General features: G+C 70.2%; 17 protein-coding genes and 1 pseudogene. 1 reads left to right on the top strand and 17 read right to left on the bottom strand.

What is annotated here, in order from left to right; translation table 11 throughout:
* Positions 1 to 8: 8 nt before the first annotated feature.
* The 7 genes from ACFSXZ_RS34625 to nadD form a co-directional block, all read right to left on the bottom strand.
* The gene (locus ACFSXZ_RS34625) at positions 9 to 2,432 is read right to left on the bottom strand and encodes a ComEC/Rec2 family competence protein (RefSeq protein ID WP_378270050.1); all 2,424 of its coding nucleotides are present in this window, start codon (positions 2,430 to 2,432) and stop codon (positions 9 to 11) included.
* Positions 2,429 to 3,214: a helix-hairpin-helix domain-containing protein gene (locus tag ACFSXZ_RS34620; protein ID WP_378270049.1), complete on the bottom strand. Its 786-nt coding sequence runs from the start codon at positions 3,212 to 3,214 to the stop codon at positions 2,429 to 2,431. Before ACFSXZ_RS34620 ends, ACFSXZ_RS34625 begins: the two co-directional genes overlap by 4 nt.
* Positions 3,215 to 3,337: 123 nt before the next feature.
* Positions 3,338 to 4,195, bottom strand: coding sequence for a DegV family protein (locus ACFSXZ_RS34615; protein WP_378270048.1), 858 nt, complete (start codon positions 4,193 to 4,195; stop codon positions 3,338 to 3,340).
* Positions 4,196 to 4,252: 57 nt separating this feature from the next.
* A complete protein-coding gene (octT, locus tag ACFSXZ_RS34610) occupies positions 4,253 to 4,987 on the bottom strand; it encodes a diglucosylglycerate octanoyltransferase (RefSeq protein WP_378270047.1) in 735 nt (244 codons plus the stop codon).
* 1 nt (position 4,988) lies between these two features.
* Entirely contained in the window at positions 4,989 to 5,600 is a 612-nt protein-coding gene (locus tag ACFSXZ_RS34605; RefSeq protein WP_378270045.1) for a histidine phosphatase family protein, read from the bottom strand.
* Positions 5,597 to 5,977, bottom strand: coding sequence for a ribosome silencing factor (gene rsfS, locus ACFSXZ_RS34600; protein WP_378270043.1), 381 nt, complete (start codon positions 5,975 to 5,977; stop codon positions 5,597 to 5,599). Before rsfS ends, ACFSXZ_RS34605 begins: the two co-directional genes overlap by 4 nt.
* Positions 5,978 to 6,094: 117 nt before the next feature.
* A complete protein-coding gene (gene nadD, locus ACFSXZ_RS34595; RefSeq protein WP_378270042.1) occupies positions 6,095 to 6,682 on the bottom strand; it encodes a nicotinate-nucleotide adenylyltransferase in 588 nt (195 codons plus the stop codon).
* Positions 6,683 to 6,943: 261 nt separating this feature from the next.
* On the opposite strand from nadD, the gene ACFSXZ_RS34590 reads away from it, so the two are divergent.
* Positions 6,944 to 9,049 (top strand): RecQ family ATP-dependent DNA helicase, encoded by a 2,106-nt coding sequence (locus tag ACFSXZ_RS34590; RefSeq protein ID WP_378270041.1) that lies wholly within the window; start codon positions 6,944 to 6,946, stop codon positions 9,047 to 9,049.
* A gap of 88 nt (positions 9,050 to 9,137) precedes the next feature.
* Here the strand turns inward: ACFSXZ_RS34590 and proB are convergent, their stop codons facing one another.
* The 10 genes and pseudogenes from proB to ACFSXZ_RS34540 all read right to left on the bottom strand — a co-directional run bounded on the left by proB (position 9,138) and on the right by ACFSXZ_RS34540 (position 20,088).
* Positions 9,138 to 10,244 carry a glutamate 5-kinase gene (gene proB / locus ACFSXZ_RS34585; RefSeq protein WP_378270039.1) on the bottom strand — a complete coding sequence of 369 codons (1,107 nt, stop codon included), beginning with the start codon at positions 10,242 to 10,244 and terminating at the stop codon, positions 9,138 to 9,140.
* Complete coding sequence (obgE, locus tag ACFSXZ_RS34580; RefSeq protein WP_378270038.1) at positions 10,241 to 11,692, bottom strand: GTPase ObgE; 1,452 nt, start codon at positions 11,690 to 11,692, stop codon at positions 10,241 to 10,243. The genes proB and obgE overlap by 4 nt, the downstream gene beginning before the upstream one ends.
* Positions 11,693 to 11,811: 119 nt before the next feature.
* Positions 11,812 to 12,069, bottom strand: a complete 258-nt coding sequence (gene rpmA / locus ACFSXZ_RS34575; protein ID WP_378270037.1) for a 50S ribosomal protein L27 — start codon at positions 12,067 to 12,069, stop codon at positions 11,812 to 11,814.
* A gap of 12 nt (positions 12,070 to 12,081) precedes the next feature.
* A complete protein-coding gene (gene rplU / locus ACFSXZ_RS34570; protein ID WP_378270035.1) occupies positions 12,082 to 12,396 on the bottom strand; it encodes a 50S ribosomal protein L21 in 315 nt (104 codons plus the stop codon).
* A gap of 1,020 nt (positions 12,397 to 13,416) precedes the next feature.
* A pseudogene (locus ACFSXZ_RS34565) lies at positions 13,417 to 16,083 on the bottom strand (translation initiation factor IF-2 N-terminal domain-containing protein); the annotation flags it as partial.
* A 444-nt stretch (positions 16,084 to 16,527) separates the two neighbouring features.
* A complete protein-coding gene (locus ACFSXZ_RS34560; protein ID WP_378270033.1) occupies positions 16,528 to 17,352 on the bottom strand; it encodes an ABC transporter permease in 825 nt (274 codons plus the stop codon).
* Position 17,353: 1 nt separating this feature from the next.
* On the bottom strand, positions 17,354 to 18,157 hold the full coding sequence (locus ACFSXZ_RS34555) for an ABC transporter permease (RefSeq protein WP_378270032.1): 804 nt from the start codon (positions 18,155 to 18,157) through the stop codon (positions 17,354 to 17,356).
* Positions 18,157 to 19,089, bottom strand: a complete 933-nt coding sequence (locus ACFSXZ_RS34550; RefSeq protein WP_378270101.1) for an ABC transporter ATP-binding protein — start codon at positions 19,087 to 19,089, stop codon at positions 18,157 to 18,159. The genes ACFSXZ_RS34555 and ACFSXZ_RS34550 overlap by 1 nt, the downstream gene beginning before the upstream one ends.
* Before the next feature lie 117 nt (positions 19,090 to 19,206).
* Positions 19,207 to 19,617, bottom strand: coding sequence for a nucleoside-diphosphate kinase (gene ndk / locus ACFSXZ_RS34545; RefSeq protein ID WP_378270030.1), 411 nt, complete (start codon positions 19,615 to 19,617; stop codon positions 19,207 to 19,209).
* Between the two features lie 90 nt (positions 19,618 to 19,707).
* Entirely contained in the window at positions 19,708 to 20,088 is a 381-nt protein-coding gene (locus ACFSXZ_RS34540) for a DUF4233 domain-containing protein (protein WP_378270099.1), read from the bottom strand.
* Positions 20,089 to 20,208 lie beyond the last annotated feature (120 nt).

The raw sequence follows: 20,208 nt of genomic DNA, 5'->3' as shown, positions 1-20,208 counted from the left end.
CCGCTGGTTCACCGGCCTCGTCGCACCACCTCCGGCCCTTGCGCATCCGCGATCACCGCTTCGTCACCTCCGATGTCGGTCCGCGAGACGAGCGCGCCGTCCGCGACCAAAGTGTCCATTGTGGACTTGTTGGGATGACCGTACGGGTTTCCCGCACCGACGCTGACGAGCGCGAGCCTCGGCGCCACCGCGGCGAGGAAGCCCGGCAGCGAGAAGCGGGAGCCGTGATGCGGCACCTTGAGCACCTCCGCGCGCAGATCCGTACCGGCGCTCAGCAGATCGGCCTGAGCGGCCAGTTCCACGTCCCCGGTGAGCAGCACGCGGCCGGCCGCGGTGACCGCCTTCAGCACGACCGACGAGTTGTTGATGCCCGTCCCGTCGGCATCACCGTCCTGACGCGGGGCGGACAGCGGCCCCAGCACCTGCATGCCGAGCCCAGGCCAGTCGAGCCGCTGCCCGGGTTCCAGCTCCAGCAACGGCACTCCGCGGCGCGCGGTCGTCTCCACCACCTGGCGCCACGCCCATCCCGGCATCCGGCCCGGTCCGACCGCGACCGCGCCCACCGCACGCCGCGCCAGCACGGAGTCCAGCCCGCCCACATGGTCGGCGTGCAGATGGCTCAGCACCAGGAGCGGCACCCGGTCCACTCCCAGTCGCGCCAGGCATTCGTCGGCGGGCCCAGGCTCGGGCCCGGTGTCGACCACAACCGCGCGGCCGACTTCCGAAGTCGACAGCACGATGCTGTCACCCTGCCCGACGTCACACGCCACCACCGCCCAGTGCGCCGGTGGCCACGCCGGGGCGATCACGCGCACCGGTACGACCACGAGCAGCACGCACACCAGCACAAGAGCCAAACCGATCCGCAGGCGTGGCAGCCTGAAGGCGAGCACCAGCACGGTGACGGCCAGCGCGGCCAGCATCCCGCCCCACCAGCCACCGGGCCAGGGCAGCGTCGCGCCAGGAAAGCGGGACGCGTGGCGCGCGACCGCGATCAGCCAGTCGGCCTCGGGACCGGCCAGCCGTGCGGTGAGCGCGGCCCCCGTGGGCCAGAACATCGCCAGAATGGCCGTGGCGACACCGAGCACGGTGGCGACCGGGACCACCGGCGCCGCCAGGATGTTGGCGGCCACCGAGACCACACTGATCCGGCCGGCCATGCCCGCGATCACGGGCGCCGTGACCACGAAAGCCGCCAGCGGAACCGCGAGCCCCTCGGCGAAACCGGCCGGAATGCCCCGCCGGACGATCGCCTCGGCCCAGCGCGGCGCGAGTAACACCAGCCCCGCGGTCGCTAACACCGACAACGCGAAGCCGATGCTGACCGCCATTCCGGGATCGGCCACCACGAGCACGCAGACCGCGGTTGCCAGCGCGGGCAGGGCCGAGCGGTTTCGGCCCAGTGCCAGGCCGAGCAATCCGATCGCGCCCATCACTCCGGCCCGGAGCACGCTCGGCTCCGCACCGGCAAGCACCACGAAACCGGCGAGAGACCCTCCAGCGATCAGCGCGGAGAACTTCGGTCCCAGGCGCAGAACCCGCAGCAGCAGGAGAACCGTGCCGGCCACCACGGCCAGATTGCTGCCACTCACCGCCATGAGGTGGGAAAGCCCGGAGTCGGTGAACTCACGTTCCAGCTGAGGCGGTACATCACGGGTATCGCCGTCCACCAGTCCTGGCAACAAACCGGCCGGCTCCTCGGAGAGAACGGCACTCGCCTGCCGGAGCGCCGACCGCAACGCCTCGGCCGCTCGTTCCCACCACGGCGCCACTCCCACCTCGGACGGCGGCCCACGGACGTACACCGTCGCGACCGTCATATCCGCGGACCGTGGTGTAACCATGGTTCCGCTGACCGTCACGTCCTGTCCGGGCACCAATCCCGCCCACCGTTGAACTGGCGCGATCAGCACGACGCGTCCACGAGAAGGGACCGGAACCGGGCCATGAGCGCTGGAAAGCCCGGCGCTGGTGACGTCCGCGACGAGGACGACCGAGCGCGCACCCGCCTGCTGGTTGGAATATCCCGCCGAATGCACCGGCTTCGGCCGCTCGGCCACCGTCGCTCGCAGTGTCACGCTCGCGCCCCGCGCCGCCGACCCACGGAGCGGATCGTGCGCGACGCGGAACAGCCTGGACGTCAGTGGTCCGGACAGGAGCAATCCGGCCACCAGCAACGCGAGAGCCGCCATCCCACCGCCGCACCGGCTTTCGCGCCCGGCGGGCTTTTCCAGATCCCGAGGGATGCCACAGGACCGTCGCGGTAACCGGCGCCAGAGGAGAAACGCGGCCAGCAGCACCGTCGCCGCGCCGCACGCCGGCGCCGCCCACCACCTCCACGACAGGCCGAGCAGCACACCGAACCAGAGCACGAGCGCCGCGGGCACCAGCCGGAAATCCTGGCGTGCGGTCCCGCTCCCCCGCCCGGTCACGGGACCGTCACCTGATCACGCAGCCGGGCCAGCTTCGCGGCACCGATCCCGTCCACGTCCTGGAGCTGGTCGACGCTCGCGAAGCCACCGTGCCGCGTACGCCAGTCGACGATCCGCTTCGCGGTGACCGCACCGACACCGGGAAGGGCATCGAGCTGGTCCGCGGTGGCCGTGTTCAGGTCGACCTTGCCTGCGACTGCCCCAGCACCGCCCGACGGACCGGGCGGAGGCGCCGGCGGCTCGGGCACGCCGACGTAGATCTGCTCGCCGTCCATCAGTTTCCGGGCCAGATTGACCGTGGTGAGGTCCGTGCCTTTCAAAGGGCCGCCGGCGGCCCTCAGGGCATCGGCGACCCGCGCACCGGCCGGAACCGTCACGAGCCCCGGCGAAACCACCTTGCCCACGACGCTGACCACCAGCGAACTCTCGGCGACCCTGCTCGCGGGCGCGGTCACCGGCGGCGGACTTTCCCGGGCCGCAGGCAGAACCGGCGGTCTCTCCGGGGCGGGCCCTCCGCCGAAGAACAGGATCGGACCACCCGCCAGTACCAGCACCGCCAGCGCGGCACAGACCATGGTCAGCCGCCGGCGATGCGGACTGCGGGCCAGTGGGGCGGGCAGCCACCGCTCGACCAGCCGGCCCGCGGCGCCGGGTGGCGCCGCACCGGTGGCAGCGGCCGGCCAGGCCGGTCCCTGGCACGCGTCGGTGGCAAGTCCGGCCAGGCGGCTCAGGCGCTCACGGGCCGGGGCGTGGGGGAATTCAGGGGAAGATTGGTCGAACACGTATTCGACGGTAGGAGGAACGATCCGGGGCGGGAAAGCGGATGACGTGGGGGCTGTGGACAAGTGGGGGCGTGTGGACAAACCGGTGCCGGCCGGCGGAATCCGGCTTTTTCTGTCGGGGTGCTAGGGAAAGATGTCCGGCTCGCGCTGGACAACGACTCCGATGACGCCGGGGCCGGTGTGCGCGCCTATGACCGCGCCGAGTTCGGAAACCAGGCAGCCTCCGTGCACGTCCAGCCGCTCCTCCAGCCGGTTCGCCAGTTCCACCGCGCGCTCCGGGGACGCGAGATGGTGGACCGCCACCTCCACCGGTTTCTCCCCCGCCGCTCCCGCCGCCAGTTCGACGAGCCGGGCGATCGCCCGGTGCATGGTGCGGACCTTCTCCACCGGATTGATCCGCCCGTCGCAGATCCCCAGCACGGGTTTGACCGCGAGCGCGGTGCCGAACAACGCCGCCGCGGGGCCGATCCGGCCGCCCCTTCGCAGGTACTCCAGGGTTTCCACGACGAACAGCGTCTCCGCGCGCCCAGCGGCCTCCACCGCGGCTCGCTCCGCCTCTTCTGCGGTGGCGCCTCGGGCCGCGGCACGTGCGGCGTGCAGGGCGGCGAATCCGAGCCCCATCGCGGTGCTGCGCGAGTCCACCACCCGCACCCGGTCGGGCCCGACCTCCTGGGCGGCCAGGACCGCCGACTCCCAGGTGCCGGAGATCTCGCTGGAGAGGTGGACCGAGACGATCGAATCGACACCGCCGGCCAGGGCCTCCCGGTACACGGCGACGAACTCGCCGGGAGTCGGGCGCGAAGTGGTGACGATCCGCCGCTCCCCCAGTGCCTTGGCCAGCGCCTGCGGACCCACCTCGATCCCGTCCAGTGCCGCCGCCCCGTCGATCAGGACGTGCAACGGCACCACGCGGACGCCGAACCGTTCGGCGAAGCCTTCGGGCAGATGGGCGGTGGAGTCAGTGATGACGGCGACCGGCACGCCGTCAGCCTACGGGGCGAGGGCGGTCTTCACCCGGTTCGCCATGGCCGTGCACGCTCACCGGGCCTGGTCCAGCAGTGGTCCGATGAGGGCGGCCATCGCCTTGCCCACGTTCGTGTGCCCCTCCCAGCCCCAGTGCATACCGTCCGGATTGCCCTGCCCGCCGAGCACGTGGTCGCCCACCACGGCGGACAGGTCGAGCAGGGGGACGTCCGCGCGACTGCCCCAGGCCGCGATGGCCTCCGCGGTGGCGTCCCGCTGCGTGTAGACGCCGCCGTACGACGGCGCGCGATGGACGCTGGGCAAGATCGCCACGATCGGAAGATCGGGCCTGAGCACCCGAAGCGCGTACACCGACTTGTCGAGGTAATGGAGCGTGAGCTTCTTGGGCAGCGCCACCGGACGGCCCCGCAAAGCCACCGCGAGCCGTGGCTGGGCGGCGAGATAGGCCTTGCGCACCTTCCGCCGCAACCACGGTGGACGAAGGTAGCGCAGGCCTGTCCGCAGATAGGTCGGCAACGGCGACGGCAACGGGTCCATGCTGCCCACCGCGATCACGACGGCGTCCACCCGCCGGAGGTCGGCCCACACGCGAGGGTCTCCGATGAGGGACCACCACAGGTCCCGCGCCGTCCAGCCGAATCCGGCCACCAGGTCCGCCCCGCCGCCGAGCGCGTCCGCCGCGACGTTCGGCCACAGCCGGGCCTCGTCCGCCGCGCAGGGACCGGTGGGTCCGTGAAAGCTCAGTGAGTCACCGAAGACCAGCAGCCGTACCGGCTTACCGTCGGCCATCTCAGCCGTGCATTCCGGCGTTGTAGGCGTGCAGCCGCCAGATTTCTTCGCGACGGCCCAGCTCCACCCAGTGGCAGTTGCCGATGCCGCCCAACTGCGGCCAGGCGGCGACGGGCAGGGACAACAGGCGTGCGGTCAACGCCGTGATCAGACCACCGTGCGCGGCGAGCAGCACGGTGCCGAATTCCTCCGCGCTGTCGCAGAGGTCGGAGACCACCTCGGCGGCGCGGGCCGCCACCTCGACCCGTGACTCCCCGCCCGGCGGCGCCCACGTCGCGTCGAACCGCCAGCGGTCGCGTTCACCCGGCCAGCTCGCGTCGACCTCTTCGCCGGTCAGCCCCTGCCACTCGCCGAGGCGGGTTTCCCGCAGTCGCTTGTCGATCCGCAACGGCACGCCCATGGACTCGGTGAACACCGTCGCGGTGTCCGTGGCGCGGCGCAGGTCGGACGCGATGACCACGTCCGGTTCGAACCGGGCCAGCGCGGGCACGGCGAACCGGGCCTGGTTCCAGCCGACCTCGGTGAGCTTGGTGTCGAGGTGGCCCTGCATCCGCCCCGCGGCGTTGAAGTCGGTCTCCCCATGCCGCCAGAGCACGACCCGACGCAGGGTCACCGCACCGCCCCGGGGCTGGTCAGGCCCTCGACCTCGACACGCGGGCAGTCCTTCCACAACCGCTCCAGCCCGTAGAAGGACCGTTCTTCGTCGTGCTGGACGTGGACCACGACGTCGATGTAGTCGAGCAGCACCCAGCGGCCTTCCCGCGCGCCTTCCCGCCGGACCGGCTTGTGTCCGGCGAGGCGCAGCTTCTCCTCGATGTTGTCCACGATCGCGCCGACCTGCCGTTCGTTCGGTGCCGACGCGATCACGAACAGATCGGTGATCACAAGCTGTTCCGAGACGTCCAGCACCACGATGTCGGTGGCCTTCTTGTCGGCCGCCGCGTTCGCGGCGACGGCCGCCATTTCTCGTGCTTGGGACGTCGCTGCCACTCCTGCTCCCTCATGGCTTCAAGCTGTCGGTCCAACGAGAGTACCCGCCCGGCCGTGGCGCTACGACGACGCTTACGCTCCGGTTCCCCCGCTGTTCACCGGCCGCGCGCCCACGCCTCAGTCCTTCCGGTAGAGGCCGCGTTTGTCGATGTACCGGACTACGCCGTCCGGTATGAGGTACCAGATCGGCTCTTCGCGTTCGACGCGCTCACGGCACGCGGTCGAGGAGATCGCCATCGCGGTCACCTCCACCAGGCTCACCTTGCCGGTGGGCAGGTGGTGGTCGTTGAGGCGGTAGCCGGGTCTGGTGACGCCGATGAAGTGCGCGTAGGTGAACAGTTCGTCGACGTTGTGCCAGGTGAGGATCTGTTCGAGAGCGTCGGCACCGGTGATGAAGAACAGTTCGTCGCCGGGATATTCGCGGTGGAGATCGCGCAACGTGTCCACCGTGTAGGTCTCGCCGCCGCGATCGATGTCCACCCGGCTGACCGAGAACACCGGGTTGGACGCCGTGGCGATCACCGTCATCAGATAACGGTCCTCGGCCCTGGTCACCGTGCGGCCGGTCTTCTGCCAGGGCTGCCCGGTCGGCACGAAGACCACCTCGTCGAGGTCGAACCGGTGCTGCACCTCGCTGGCCGCGACGAGGTGGCCGTTGTGGATCGGATCGAACGTACCGCCCATGACCCCGATGCGACGTGACATGGCATGAAGCGTATAGAGCGCCGAGGCACGGGACCCCTCCCTCCCTGGTGAGGGCCCCGGCCTCGTCTCCCACCGGCGATCCGAGGGGAACCTCCGGTGGGGACCGGTTCTCCAGCGAGAACCGGAACGCCTGAGGGAATAACCGGCCGCGAGGACGTTGACGCGCCCTCGACCTGTGGTGCTCATCACAATACGTGCCAACGGTCCATTCGCACGGTGCTCGTCGCGAAATCGTCGGCGCCGTGCGGTAAAGGTGTTCCCGTGGACCTTCACCTGCTCCGTGAACGTGCCGAGACCGTGCTCCGCGCACTGGCCGGCGAGACCGCCGTCCTGCGTGACGATCAGTGGACCGCGATCGCGGCACTCGTCGCGCAGCGTCGCCGCGCCCTTGTCGTCCAGCGCACCGGGTGGGGCAAGTCCGCGGTGTACTTCCTGGCCACCGCACTGCTGAGGGAGCGCGGTGCCGGACCGACCGTGATCGTTTCACCGCTGCTGGCCCTGATGCGCAACCAGATCACGGCCGCCGCCCGCGCCGGCATCCACGCCACGACCATGAACTCGGCCAACCCACAGGAGTGGGACGAGGTTTCGGAAAAGATCGCGACCGGGGCGGCCGACGTCCTGCTGGTGAGCCCGGAACGGCTCAACAACCCCGATTTCCGCGACGGCGTGCTCCCGAAGCTGACCGCGACGGCCGGCTTACTCGTGGTCGACGAGGCGCACTGCGTGTCCGACTGGGGTCACGACTTCCGGCCGGATTACCGGCGCCTGCGCACGCTGATCGCGAGTCTCCCCACGGGTGTCCCCGTGCTCGCCACCACCGCCACCGCGAACGACCGGGTCGTCACCGACGTGGCCGAGCAGCTCGGCATGGGCGACGCGGGAGACACGCTGGTGCTGCGCGGCCCGCTCGACCGGGAAAGTCTCTGCCTCTCGGTGGTCCGCGTGCCCACCACCGAGGCACGGATCGCCTGGCTGGCCGAGCGGCTGGGAGAGCTGCCCGGCTCGGGGATCATCTACACGCTGACGGTCGCGGCGGCGCACGACGTGGCCGGCCTGCTTCGCGAGCACGGTCACGAGGTCACCGCCTACACCGGCAAGACGGAACCGGCCGAACGTGAGGCGGCGGAAGAGGATCTGCTGGCGAACCGGGTCAAGGCGCTCGTCGCCACTTCGGCACTGGGCATGGGATTCGACAAGCCGGACCTCGGTTTCGTCGTGCATCTCGGCGCGCCGTCGTCGCCGATCGCCTATTACCAGCAGATCGGCCGCGCCGGGCGCGGGGTGGTCAGGGCCGAGGTGATCCTGTTGCCCGGCGAGGAAGACCGTGAGATATGGCGTTATTTCGGTTCGCTCGCCTTCCCCGACGAGCAGCGGGTGAGCCAGGTGCTCGACGCCCTCGCGCGGGCTGGCCGTCCATTGTCGACAGTCGCGCTGGAGCCGATGGTGGAACTGTCCCGATCGCGGCTGGACATGGTGCTCAAGGTGCTGGACGTGGACGGTGCGGTGCGGCGTGTCCGCGGCGGCTGGGAGGCCACCGGCCAGGACTGGCACTACGACCGGCAGCGCTATGCCCGGGTCAACGAGGCGCGCCAGGCCGAGCAGGCCGCCATGCTCGGCTACCAGTCCACGACGGGATGCCGCATGGAATTCCTCCGGCGCGAACTCGACGACCCCGGGGCGGCGCCCTGCGGACGGTGTGACAACTGCACCGGAGAGCGCCGCCCGGCAGCGATCGCGGACGGGCTGGTGGAGGAGACCGCGCGGCGGCTCCGGCGCCCTGGGCACGAGCTGGCGCCCCGGCGCCAGTGGCCGTCCGGGCTTGGCGTACTGGATGTCCCGCTCTCCGGCCGGATCGCGGCCGCCGAGCAGGCCGAGCCCGGACGGGCCCTCGGCCGGCTCACCGACATGGGGTGGGGTACCAAACTGCGGGAACTCACCGGACTCGACGCGAAGGACGGTGAGGTACCGGAGCCCGTTTTCGCCGCGTGCGTGTCGGTGCTCGCCGCGTGGGACTGGGCACGGCGCCCGGTGGGTGTGGTGGCGCTGCCCTCCGGTACCCGCCCCCGGCTCACGCAAAGCCTGGCCACCCGTCTCGCACAGGTCGGCCGGCTGCGCTTCCTCGGCACACTCAGCGCCCAGGACTACAGGCCACGCAAGGCCAACAGTGCGCAGCGCGTCGCCGACCTGTGGCGGCGATTCGACCTGCCGGACGATCTCGCCGCCAATCTGTCCACTGTGGATGGACCGGTCCTGCTGGTGGACGATCTGGTCGACACCGGCTGGACGATGACCGTGGCGGCGCGGCTGCTCCGGCGGGCCGGCGCTCCCGCGGTCCTGCCCTTCTCGCTGGCCAGCACGAACTGAGGACGAAGTGATGAAGACAGGCCTCTCCCCGATCGTCCGAGTGCGCCTCGACGCCGTCCTCCGGGGCCGGCGCGGCCACGGTCCCCGGTCAGCGCAGCGGAACCAGATCGTCGGCGTGGACGACCTCGCGACGCTGTTCGGGCGGAAGTTCGTGGCTGGAACGGCCGATGAGCTCGGGCAATTCGGTGGCGTCGAACGCGACCACGCCGCGGGCGACCACCCGGTGCTCCGGGCCGACCAGTTCGACCACGTCCCCGGCCTGGAAATCGCCGTCCACACCGACGATCCCGGCGGCGAGCAGCGAACGCCTGCTCCGCACGACCGCGGCCACGGCGCCTGCGTCGAGGTGAAGGCGGCCGGTGGGCCCCGCCGCGTACCCGAGCCAGAACCGGCGGGCGGACAGGCGAGACCCCGCGGCGGCGAACGCCGTGCCGACGTCGGCCGCGGTCAACGCGCGAGAGGCCTGGGCGGCGGCGGCGAGCAGCACGGGAATACCCGCCGCGGCCGCCGTCCTGGCCGCGGCGAGCTTGGAGACCATGCCGCCGGTTCCCAGACCGGAACTGGACATCCCGACCGCGATACCGTCCACATCGGACTCGTTCGCGACCTCGGAGACCATACGGGTCGCGCCGTCACGCGGATCACCGTCGTAGAGTCCGTCCACATCGGACAAAAGGACCAGTGCGTCGGCGCCGACGAGATGCGCGACGAGCGCGGCCAGCCGGTCGTTGTCGCCGAAGCGGATCTCTTCGGTGGCGACCGTGTCGTTCTCGTTGACGACCGGCACCGCGCCGAGCGACAGCAACCGCGAGAACGTCCGCTGCGCGTTGCGGTAGTGCGAACGGCGGACAACGTCATCGGAGGTCAGCAACACCTGTCCGACGGTCAGCGAGTAGCGGCCGAAGGATTCGGCGTAGGCGTGCGCCAGGGCCAGCTGGCCGACACTCGCGGCGGCCTGCTGGGTGGCGAGGTCACGCGGACGTTTACCGAGAGCGAGCGGCGCGAGGCCGGCGCCGATCGCCCCGGACGACACCAGCACCAGCTGGCTACCGCGCCCGATCCGCCCCGCGACGGCATCGACAAGCGCGTTCAGCCTGCCGACGTCGAGCCCGTCGCCCGCGGTGGTGAGCGCCGAAGATCCGACCTTGACCACCAGCCGCTCCGCGTCCGCGACGGCCTTCCTGGTCACGCTCAACTGTCTTCGTCCAGTTCGGCTTCGGGAACGCCGTCCCGCCGCACACGGCGGGCCTCCTTACGCTGCGCGGCCGTGACCCGGCCATGCTCCTCGAGCCGGACATCCGTGCCGCGGCCGGCGAAGTACGTCGCGACTCCCGGGGTGGAGGGCTCCCAGTCGAACGTGACGCCGTCGATCGTCACCGGGCAGCCGGGCTCCGCGCCCTGGCGGGCGAGCGCTTCCTCGACGCCCAGCCGGTTGAGCCGGTCGGCGAGGTATCCGACTGCCTCGTCGTTGCCGAAGTTGGTCTGCCGGACCCAGCGCTGGGGACGGGCACCACGGACGATGAACCCGCCGGGCTCGTCCGGATCGGGCTCGACCGTGAAACCGGTGTCGCCGACAGCCTGGGGCCGGAGCACGATCCGCTCGGCTTCGGGAGTGGGCTGCGCGGCGCGGTACTCCTCGACGATGCCGGCCAGCGCGAAAGTCAGTTCGCGGAGCCCTTTCCGGGATGCCGTGGACACCTCGAAGACCGGCAGCCCCCGCGCCTCGAAGTCGGGCTTGACCAGCTCCGCCAGTTCGGCCGCCTCGGGAACGTCGATCTTGTTCAACACGACCACCCGCGGGCGACCGGCCAGATCGCCACCGAGCCCTGGGGTGTAGCGGGCCAGCTCGGTCTCCAGAGCGTCCACATCGGACACTGGATCCCGGCCCGGTTCGTAGGTGGCGCAGTCGACGACGTGCACCAGCACCGCACACCGTTCGATATGCCGGAGGAAGTCGAGTCCCAGGCCACGGCCCTCGCTGGCGCCCGGAATCAGGCCGGGGACATCGGCCATGGTGAAGACGGTCTCTCCCCCCGTGACGACACCGAGGTTCGGCACCAGCGTGGTGAACGGATAGTCGGCGATCTTCGGTTTGGCCGCGGACAGCACCGAGATCAGCGACGACTTGCCCGCCGAGGGGAATCCGACCAGGCCGACATCGGCGACCGAGCGAAGCTCGAGCACCAGCGAGCGAACCTCGCCGGCCTCGCCGAGCAAGGCGAAGCCGGGTGCCTTCCGGGCTTTCGACGCGAGCGCGGCGTTGCCGAGGCCGCCACGGCCGCCTTGTGCGGCGACGAACGTGGTGCCGGCACCGATCAGGTCGGCCAGCACTTCACCGTCCTCGGAGAGGACGACGGTGCCGTCGGGCACCTTCAGTTCGAGGGAATCACCGGCCGCGCCCGCGCGGTTGCCGCCCTGCCCCTGCTTACCGTTTCCGGCACTCGCATGCGGGCGGAAATGGAAGTCGAGAAGCGTGTGCACGTTCGGGTCGACGACAAGCAGGACGTCGCCGCCGTTGCCGCCGTTGCCACCGTCGGGACCGCCGAGTGGCTTGAACTTCTCGCGGTGCACCGACGCGCATCCGTTCCCGCCGTCACCGGCGGCCACCTGGATCACCGCGCGGTCAACGAAACGGGACGCCATGTCTGCCTCTCTCCTCTGGTCCGATCGGTCATCTGCCGAAGGACCTGAAAAACCAACGAGGGGTGGAACCGGATGTGTGTTCCGGCCCACCCCTCGTCAAGGGTCTCGCGTGTGCCCGGTCAGACCTCGGCCGGGACGATGTTGACCGTCTTGCGGCCACGCTTGGTGCCGAACTCGACCGCGCCCGCGGCGAGCGCGAACAGGGTGTCGTCGCCACCGCGGCCGACGTTCACGCCGGGGTGGAACTTGGTGCCACGCTGGCGGATGAGGATCTCGCCCGCCTTGACGACCTGCCCCCCGTACCGCTTGACACCCAGGTACTGAGGGTTGGAGTCGCGGCCGTTACGGGAGCTGGATGCACCCTTCTTGTGTGCCATTGCTCAGCTCCTTTACTTGCTGATCCCGGTGACCTCGACACGGGTCAGCCGCTGCCGGTGGCCCTGCCGCTTGTGGTAGCCGGTCTTGTTCTTGAACTTGTGGATGCGGATCTTGGGGCCCTTGGTCTGCTCGACGACCTTGCCGGTGACCGAGACCTTCGCCAGCGCGTCGGCGTTCGTGGTGACCTCGTCGCCGTCGACGAACAGCACGGCGGGGAAGGTGTGCTCGGTGCCCGGCTCGCCCTCGAGCTTCTCGACCTCGACGACGTCGCCGACGGCCACCTTGTATTGCTTGCCGCCGGTCTTGACGATCGCGTACGCCGACACGGAAGTCTCCTGCTTACTCGACTATGGGTGGGGGCTCGCGCCCGGCCCGCGCTGTGACGGTCCTTGGGTCGCGCCATATGGCCCACGCGCGGCGGGCCATAGTGAAGCTTATATGCCACCCCGGCCCTCGATGAGGCCGGGGTGGCCTAACCCGATCTAGGTCTGGTCGGACACGTGCACCGGCGGGCCCGCGGGACGCGAAGCCACACGTCGGGGGCGACGGTGCGAGACACGGCCCGAGGAAGCCTGGTCAGTCTCTGAGTCGTCTTCCGAAGGCTCCGTGGCTTGCGCCTCGTGATGCGTCTCGGCGTTTTCCTCAGCCGTGTCTTCCTCAGCCGTCGAGGGCGACTCGGCCTCCGGACGCTGCGGTTCCGCGGTCCAAGGCTGTGGCTGTGCGGCCGGCTGGGACTCGCCAACGGGATACGGCTCGGCACTCGGCTGCGACTCGGACGTCTCGGTGTCCGCCTGCGGCGCTTCTTCGGCCGCTTCCTGCTCCGGCGCGGACTCAGTGACGGGTTCCGTGACCGGCTCCGTGACCGGCTCTGTGACGGACGCCGCCTCGGCCTCGCCGGAGGTCTCCGGTTGCGGGGACCACAGAGCGGTCCTGGCCGCGCCATTCGACGCGCCCTCGTCGACCGGCCGGTGGTCCTCGGCAACCGGCTCGGCGCCGACGGCCTGCTCGGTCTCAGCGGCCTGTCCGGTCGCAGCAACGTGCTCGGGCTCAGCAGCCTGCTCAGCCTCAACACTCTGCTCAGCCTCAACACTCGGCTCGGCTTCAACACTCTGCTCGGGCTCAGCAGTCTGCTCGGGCGCGGCAGTCTGCTCGGGCTCGGGGGTGGAACCGACCTCGGCAACCGGCTCCGGCTCGGCCGTCTCGGACTCGGAAGGCGATACGGCCTCAGCGACCGGTGCAGGCTCGGTGACCGGCTCACCCTCGGAGGCTGACGTCGGGGCGACAGGCGAGGAGAGCGTCTGTGCCGTGCCGGCCTCCTCCGGTGTCACCTCGGTCTGTTCCGAGGTGGTCACCTCGGCCTGTTCCAAGGTGGTCACCTCGGCCTGTTCCAAGGTGGTCACCTCGGCCTGTTCCAAGGTGGTCACCTCGGCCTGTTCCAAGGTGGTCACCTCGGCTTGAGCCGGCGCAGGCTCGGTGTCCACGGGCGATTCGGTGGCCGGTTCGCCCTCGGCTTCCGGCAGCCGACCGCTCTCCGTCTCGGCTTCCGGCGATCGGTCGTTCTGCGTGGTGTCGTCGGGACGGTCGCTGTCCTGATCGTCCTTGGGCTGGTCCTTGCCGGAGGACGCCAGCTTGGCCGCGTTCGCGATCGCCTGAACCGCCGTGACGACCGACTCCCGTTGTTCCGGCGTCGGTCCGGCGGCGTCGGCGCGGGCCTCGGGTGCGGGCTCCTCGACCTTGCTCCGGCCACGGGAACGCCGCGAGCCGTGCTGGTGGCCACCGTTGGCCCCGTTGCCGCCTCCGTTGGCGCGGGGCAGTTCGGTGGAGACGACCACGCCACGGCCCTTGCAGTGTTCGCAGGTGGTGGAAAACGCCTCCAGCAGGCCGGTCCCGACCTTCTTACGGGTCATCTGCACCAGGCCCAGCGAGGTCACCTCGGCGACCTGGTGCCGGGTCCGGTCACGGCCGAGGCACTCGGTGAGCCGCCGCAGCACCAGATCGCGGTTCGACTCCAGCACCATGTCGATGAAGTCGATCACGATGATGCCGCCGATGTCACGCAACCGTAGCTGGCGCACGATCTCCTCGGCCGACTCCAGGTTGTTGCGGGTCACCGTCTCCTCGAGGTTGCCGCCGGAGCCGGTGAACTTGCCGGTGTTGACGTCGATCACCGTCATCGCCTCGGTGCGGTCGATGACCAGGTAGCCACCGGAAGGCAGCCACACCTTGCGGTCGAGCGCCTTGGTGATCTGCTCGTCGATCCGGTAGTCGGCGAACACGTCGCCGGTTCCGACGTAGCGCTTGAGGCGCTCGGTGAGATCGGGCGCGACGTGCTGGACGTAGCCGTTGATGGTGTCCCAGGCTTCGTCGCCCTGCACCTCGAGCTTGACGAAGTCTTCGGTGAACAGATCCCGGACGACCTTCACCAGGAGGTCCGGCTCCTCGTAGAGCATGACCGGCGCGCCGGATTTCTTGCCGCTCGCGCTGTCGGCCTTCTCCTTGATGACCTCCCATTGGGCCTTCAGCCGCCGGACGTCACGCTCGAGTTCCTCCTCGCTGATTCCCTCCGACGCGGTCCGGATGATCACACCGGCGTCCTCGGGCACGATCCGCTTGAGGATGTCCTTGAGCCGGCGACGCTCGTTCTCCGGCAGCTTGCGGGAGATCCCGGTGGCGCCTCCGGCCGGGACGTAGACCAGGAACCGGCCGGGCAGGGAGATCTGCGTGGTCAGGCGCGCGCCCTTGTGGCCGACCGGGTCCTTGGTGACCTGCACCAGGACGTTGTCACCGGTCGAAAGGGCCTGCTCGATCTTGCGGGACTTGCCTTCCAGCCCGGCGGCGTCCCAGTCCACTTCACCTGCGTAGAGCACCGCGTTGCGGCCGCGGCCGATGTCGACGAACGCGGCCTCCATCGAGGGCAGCACGTTCTGGACACGGCCCAGGTAGACGTTGCCGACGATCGACCCGCTGCCCGACGAGGTCACGAAGTGCTCGACGAGGACACCGTCCTCGAGCACGCCGATCTGGGTGTTTTCGCCTCGCTCGGAGACCACCATCGTCCGCTCGACCGACTCGCGGCGGGCCAGGAACTCCGCCTCGGACAGGATCGGCGCGCGCCGCCGCCCCGCCTCGCGGCCGTCACGCCGCCGCTGCCGCTTGGCTTCGAGCCGGGTCGAGCCACGCACGCTGCGGACGCCGTCGGACTTGCCGTTCTTGTCCGGTTCGGCCTTGGTCTCCCGGACGTGCACCACCGTGTTCGGCGGGTCGTCGGTGGACTCGGTCACATCCTCGTCGGCACTCTTCCGACGACGGCGCCTGCGGCGGCGACGGCTGACGCTGTCGGACTCGTCGGTTTCTTCGGGTTCTCCGGCGGTGTCACCGTCGGACTCGGCCGGCTCTTCGGCCTCGGCCTTCGTCGCGGTCTCGGTCTGCTCCTCGGTCTCGCCGACCGGTGTCTCGTCGCCACCCTTGCCACGCCCACGACCGCGGCGACCACGACGACGCCGCCGGCGGTTGCCGTTTTCGTCCTCGTCTCCGGAGTCCTTGTCCAGCGGTTCCGGCTCGGGGCTCTCAGGCTCCTCGACGACGGGCTCACGCCGGGCGGCGGGCTCGCGCCGGGGAGCAGGCTCGCGCCGGGGGGCGGGCTGCGGCTCGGGCGGCAGGAACAACGGCGATGGCGCGGCGAAGACCGGGGCGTGGGCCATCGGAGCGGGCGTGGCTTCAGGGTGCTTCTGCGGCTCCGGCTCAGGCTCGGGTTCCGGCTCGGGCGTGACGGCCTGCCCGGTCAGTGCCTCGGCGACCCGGACGGCGGTGTCGCGGGGCACGCTGGACTGCGCGCTGCGGACGGGCTCCCCGAGTTCGGTCAGTTTGGCCATGATGTCCCGGCTGTTCAGGCCGAGCAGCTTCGCCAGCGCGTGCACCCGGACGCGGGGCGGTAGTTCGCCCAGCGTGCTCCCTGCCGTGGATGTGGCGATACTCCCGCCGGTGCTGTCGGCGGGCGTGTCAAAGTTCGACATACATCTCCTCCGCCCCCGGGCGCGTCTACCGGCTTACCCACCGGAAGGACGCGGCCGCGCAGGGGCCCCTTCTGTTTCGTCTGTTCCGCCGTGGTGGTCACCGACGGCGGGAATCCTGTGCCTCTCTCACCACGACGACGCCGGGCTGACCCGGCGGCCCGCCGACGGCAGGTCCGCTCGATGGCGTGCCGGACGGGCTCGCGACTTCCCAAGCCACGTCCCACGTCGTCGAGCCGCCCGCCCTGAGCGGCGACGACCTGGTGCTCTTCCGGCATGTCACCGGGCCACCGGCGCCTTGAGGGCGTGGCGGCCAATTCGAGTATCCCACATGGCACGCGCACCGCGGCCTACTCGGTACCAGGCACTCCCGGGCGAAGTCCCGCCGATCGGCTTCCCCGGAGGCCGTCGGTGTCCCAGAGTCCCGGACCGGTCACTTTGCGTTGATCACTTCAGCAGCATGCGGGCGAGCCTGCGGTATGCGCCGTAGAGACCAAGGGCCGCGAGGGCGATCAGGTACGCGAGGTGACCGAGCAGGCCGAAGCCGACCACGCCCACGGACAGGTCCCGCGTCAGCTCCACGGCGTGATAGAGCGGGCTGATCCGCACCACGATCTGGAGCGCCGGCGGGTAGACCGACAGCGGGTAGAACGTGGTGGAGAACAAGAACATCGGCACTACGGCGAGCTGGATGAAGTCGAACTGGGAGGTCGATTTCAGGAAGGTCGCGCACGCCATGCCGATCGCGGCGAAGGTGAACGCGACCAGGATCGCGACGGGGACCAGCAGGAGCGCCCACGGCGAGAACACCAGGCCCATCGCCAGCATCACACCGAAGAACGCCAGCGCGTAGAGCGCGCCACGCAGTACGGCCCAGGAGATTTCGCCCAGCGCGATATCCAGCGGGCCGACCGGGGTGGCCAGCATCGCGTCGTAGAGCTTGGTGTAGCGGAGCCTGAAGAACACGTTGAACGTCGAGTCGAACACCGCGCCGTTCATCGCCGACGAGGCCAGCAGCGCGGGCGCGACGAACGCGACGTAGCTCATCGGCTGCCCGCCCGGACCGGCGACCTCGCCGACCAGCCTGCCGAATCCGATGCGGAACGCCACGAGGTAGAACAACGGCTCGAAGACACCGGACACGAAGACGAACCAGGCTCGGGCGTAGGCCAGCAGGGACCGTTCCACGAGCTTGCTCGCGCGGCCCGCGTACAGGCCGGGAGGAAGGATCCGCAGCAGCGGACTCACCGGCCGGGCGGACAGTTCCGTCACGTCAAATCACCAGCCGGCGGTAGAAGTACTTGTGGGCGAGCACGGCTCCCACCGCGAGCACCGCCGCGAGGAACGCCAGATGACCCAGCGCGGCCCACGGCCCGAGACCGCCGAGCGTGACGCCGCGGGCCAGTTCGTTCCCGTGCCACAGCGGGGAGATCCACGCCAGCCACCGCAGCGCCACGGGAATCTGGGTGATCGGGAAGAACGTGCCGGCGAACAGCGTCATCGGCATGACCACGAACCGGAACACGGCGTTGAACCGGCTGCCCTGGTCGTAGGTGGTCGCGGCCAGCGCGGTGACCGGCGCGGCGCAGGCCAGGCCGGTGAACACGCCGATCGGCACCACCGCCGCGGCACCCGCGTTGATCCAGGCGCCGAAGAGGAGCGCGACCAGCGCGTAGACCACGCTGGAGAGCAGGAGCCGCACCGAGACCCAGAGCAAATGACCGCCCAGCACCTGGCCCGGGGTGACCGGTGTCGCGGTCACGGCGAGATAGTCCTTCTGCCATTTGAATCCGGACAGCACGGGATAAGTCGACTCGCCGACGGCGTTCTGCATGGCCGTGGCGACCAGCAGGGTGGGCGCGATGTACTGGAGGTAGGACACCCCGCCGGTCGCCGGTCCCGCGCTCACCTGGGAGCCGAAGCCCAGCCCCATGGCCGCCAGGAACAACAGCGGCTGGAGCCCACTGGAGTAGAGGTTGGAGCGCCAGTACCGGCGATACCAGGACCACCTGCCTTCGAACCGGAGCCAGGCCGCGTGCCACGACCCCACCACCCGGCCGGCCGATCGCGTCGTCATCAGTCCACCAGCGTCCGTCCGGTGAGGTGGAGGAACACGTCCTCCAGCGTGCCCCGCCGGACCAGGCTGGACAGCGGGCGGACGCCCCGCCCGTGGGCGGCCTCGAGCGCGGCCTCGCCTTCGGCCGTGTAGAGCAGGATCCGGTCCGGCAGAACCTCCACCCGGTCGGCGAGATCGGCGACCTCCGGCACCGGTTCCCCTGGGGCGAAACGGAGTTCGAGCACCTCGCGGGTGCAGTAACGGGCGATCAGGCCGGCGGGCGAACCCTCCGCCACGATCCGGCCGCCGTCCATGACGACCAGCCTGTCGCACAGCTGCTCGGCTTCGTCCATGTAGTGCGTGGTAATGATCAGGGTCACGCCCTGGGCCTTGAGACGGAACAGCCTGTCCCACAACAGATGCCGCGCCTGAGGGTCGAGCCCGGTGGTCGGCTCGTCGAGCAGCAGCAGCTCAGGGTCGTTGACCAGGGAGCGCGCGATGGTGAGCCGCCGCTTCATGCCACCCGAGAGCGGCTCGACCTCGGCGTCCGCGCGGTCGGAGAGCTGGGCGAAATCGAGCAGTTCGGTGGCCTTGGCGCGTGCGGTGGCTCGCGAGAGGCCGAAATAGCGGGCGTACACCTGCAGGTTCTGCCGGACCGTCAACTCGACGTCGAGGTTGTCTTGTTGCGGTACGACACCGAGCCGGGCCCGGATGTGCGGCCCGTGCACGCTCGGGTCCATGCCGAGCACCCGCAGTTCGCCCTCGGAACGTGGCGACACGCTGGCGATCATGCGCATCGTCGAGGACTTGCCCGCGCCGTTCGGGCCGAGAAAGCCGAACGCCTCGCCGCGCCGGACCTCGAGGTCGATCCCCCGCACGGCGTCGAAGTCGCCGAAGCGCTTCACCAGTGCCTTGGCCTCCACCAAAGGCGATTCTTCGTGCACACCATGCACCGTAGGGCGAGGCACCGACAAAAATCGATCGAGTTTTCGCTCGGTTGTCCTATCCGGACCCCACACGCGGCGCGGATCGCCGGTCCCGTGGCGGGCACCGGCGAGCCGCCCGCGGCATCACAGGTCGGGGAACCAGAGCTTCAGCTCGCGTTCGGCCGACTCGGGCGAGTCCGAGCCGTGCACCAGGTTGTACTGGGTCTCCAGGGCGAAGTCGCCGCGGATGGTGCCGGGAGTGGCCTTCTCCACCGGATCGGTGCCACCGGCGAGCTGACGGAACGCGGTGATCGCCCGGGGGCCTTCGACCGCCATCGCCACGACCGGGCCGGAGGTGATGAACTCGAGGAGTTCGCCGAAGAACGACTTCTCCTTGTGCTCGGCGTAGTGTTCCTCGGCCACCGAACGCTCGACCGTCCGCAGCTCCAGCGCGGCCAGGGTCAGGCCCTTGCTCTCGATCCGCGAAATGACCTCGCCGACGAGCCCGCGCTTGACGCCATCGGGCTTGACCAGAACCAGAGTGCGCTCACTCACGACGATGTGTCTCCTTGAATGACGAATTCACGACGATAAAGGTGAGCGAAGCCTAACCGGAGGCATGGGCGGAGCCCTGGCCGGGACGCCTCACGCGGGGCCGTCGTGGCCGGTCCGGTCCGGATCCTGCTGGCTGGGCAGAAGGCCGGCGGCCATGCGGCGCGCCACGTCCCGCCGCAGCCACAGTGCCCACAGCCAGAACGCGAGGAACACCACCCCGATAACGGTGACCGCGGGCAACGTGACGACCAGGGCGATCAACGCCAGTTGCAGTGCCAGGATCACCGGGACGATCCACGTCCGCCGCAGGAAACCGCAGCACACCACGAGCGCGACCGCCACCGCGATCACGACCCAGCCGCCCGCCGTCCCCACTCCCCCGCCGAGCCGGGCCACCACCGGGACCGCGAGGCCCACCGTGATCGCCTCCAGGATCAACGCGCCGGCCATGACCCCGCGGAACGACTTCATCGGGTCCTTCGCGGGCGGGCGCACGGCCGTCCGGGCGCCGGAGTCGTCCCGCTCCCGCGCGACATCCGGACCCGGCTGGACACCGTCGTCGGTCATGCTCGTTCCTCCGCGGCCTTGCGC

It is taken from the genome of Amycolatopsis pigmentata, from assembly GCF_042684065.1.
Lineage (GTDB): Bacteria > Actinomycetota > Actinomycetes > Mycobacteriales > Pseudonocardiaceae > Amycolatopsis_E > Amycolatopsis_E pigmentata.
The sequence above is the reverse complement of the archived record's forward strand: the minus strand, read 5'-3'. Positions and strand labels throughout refer to the sequence as shown.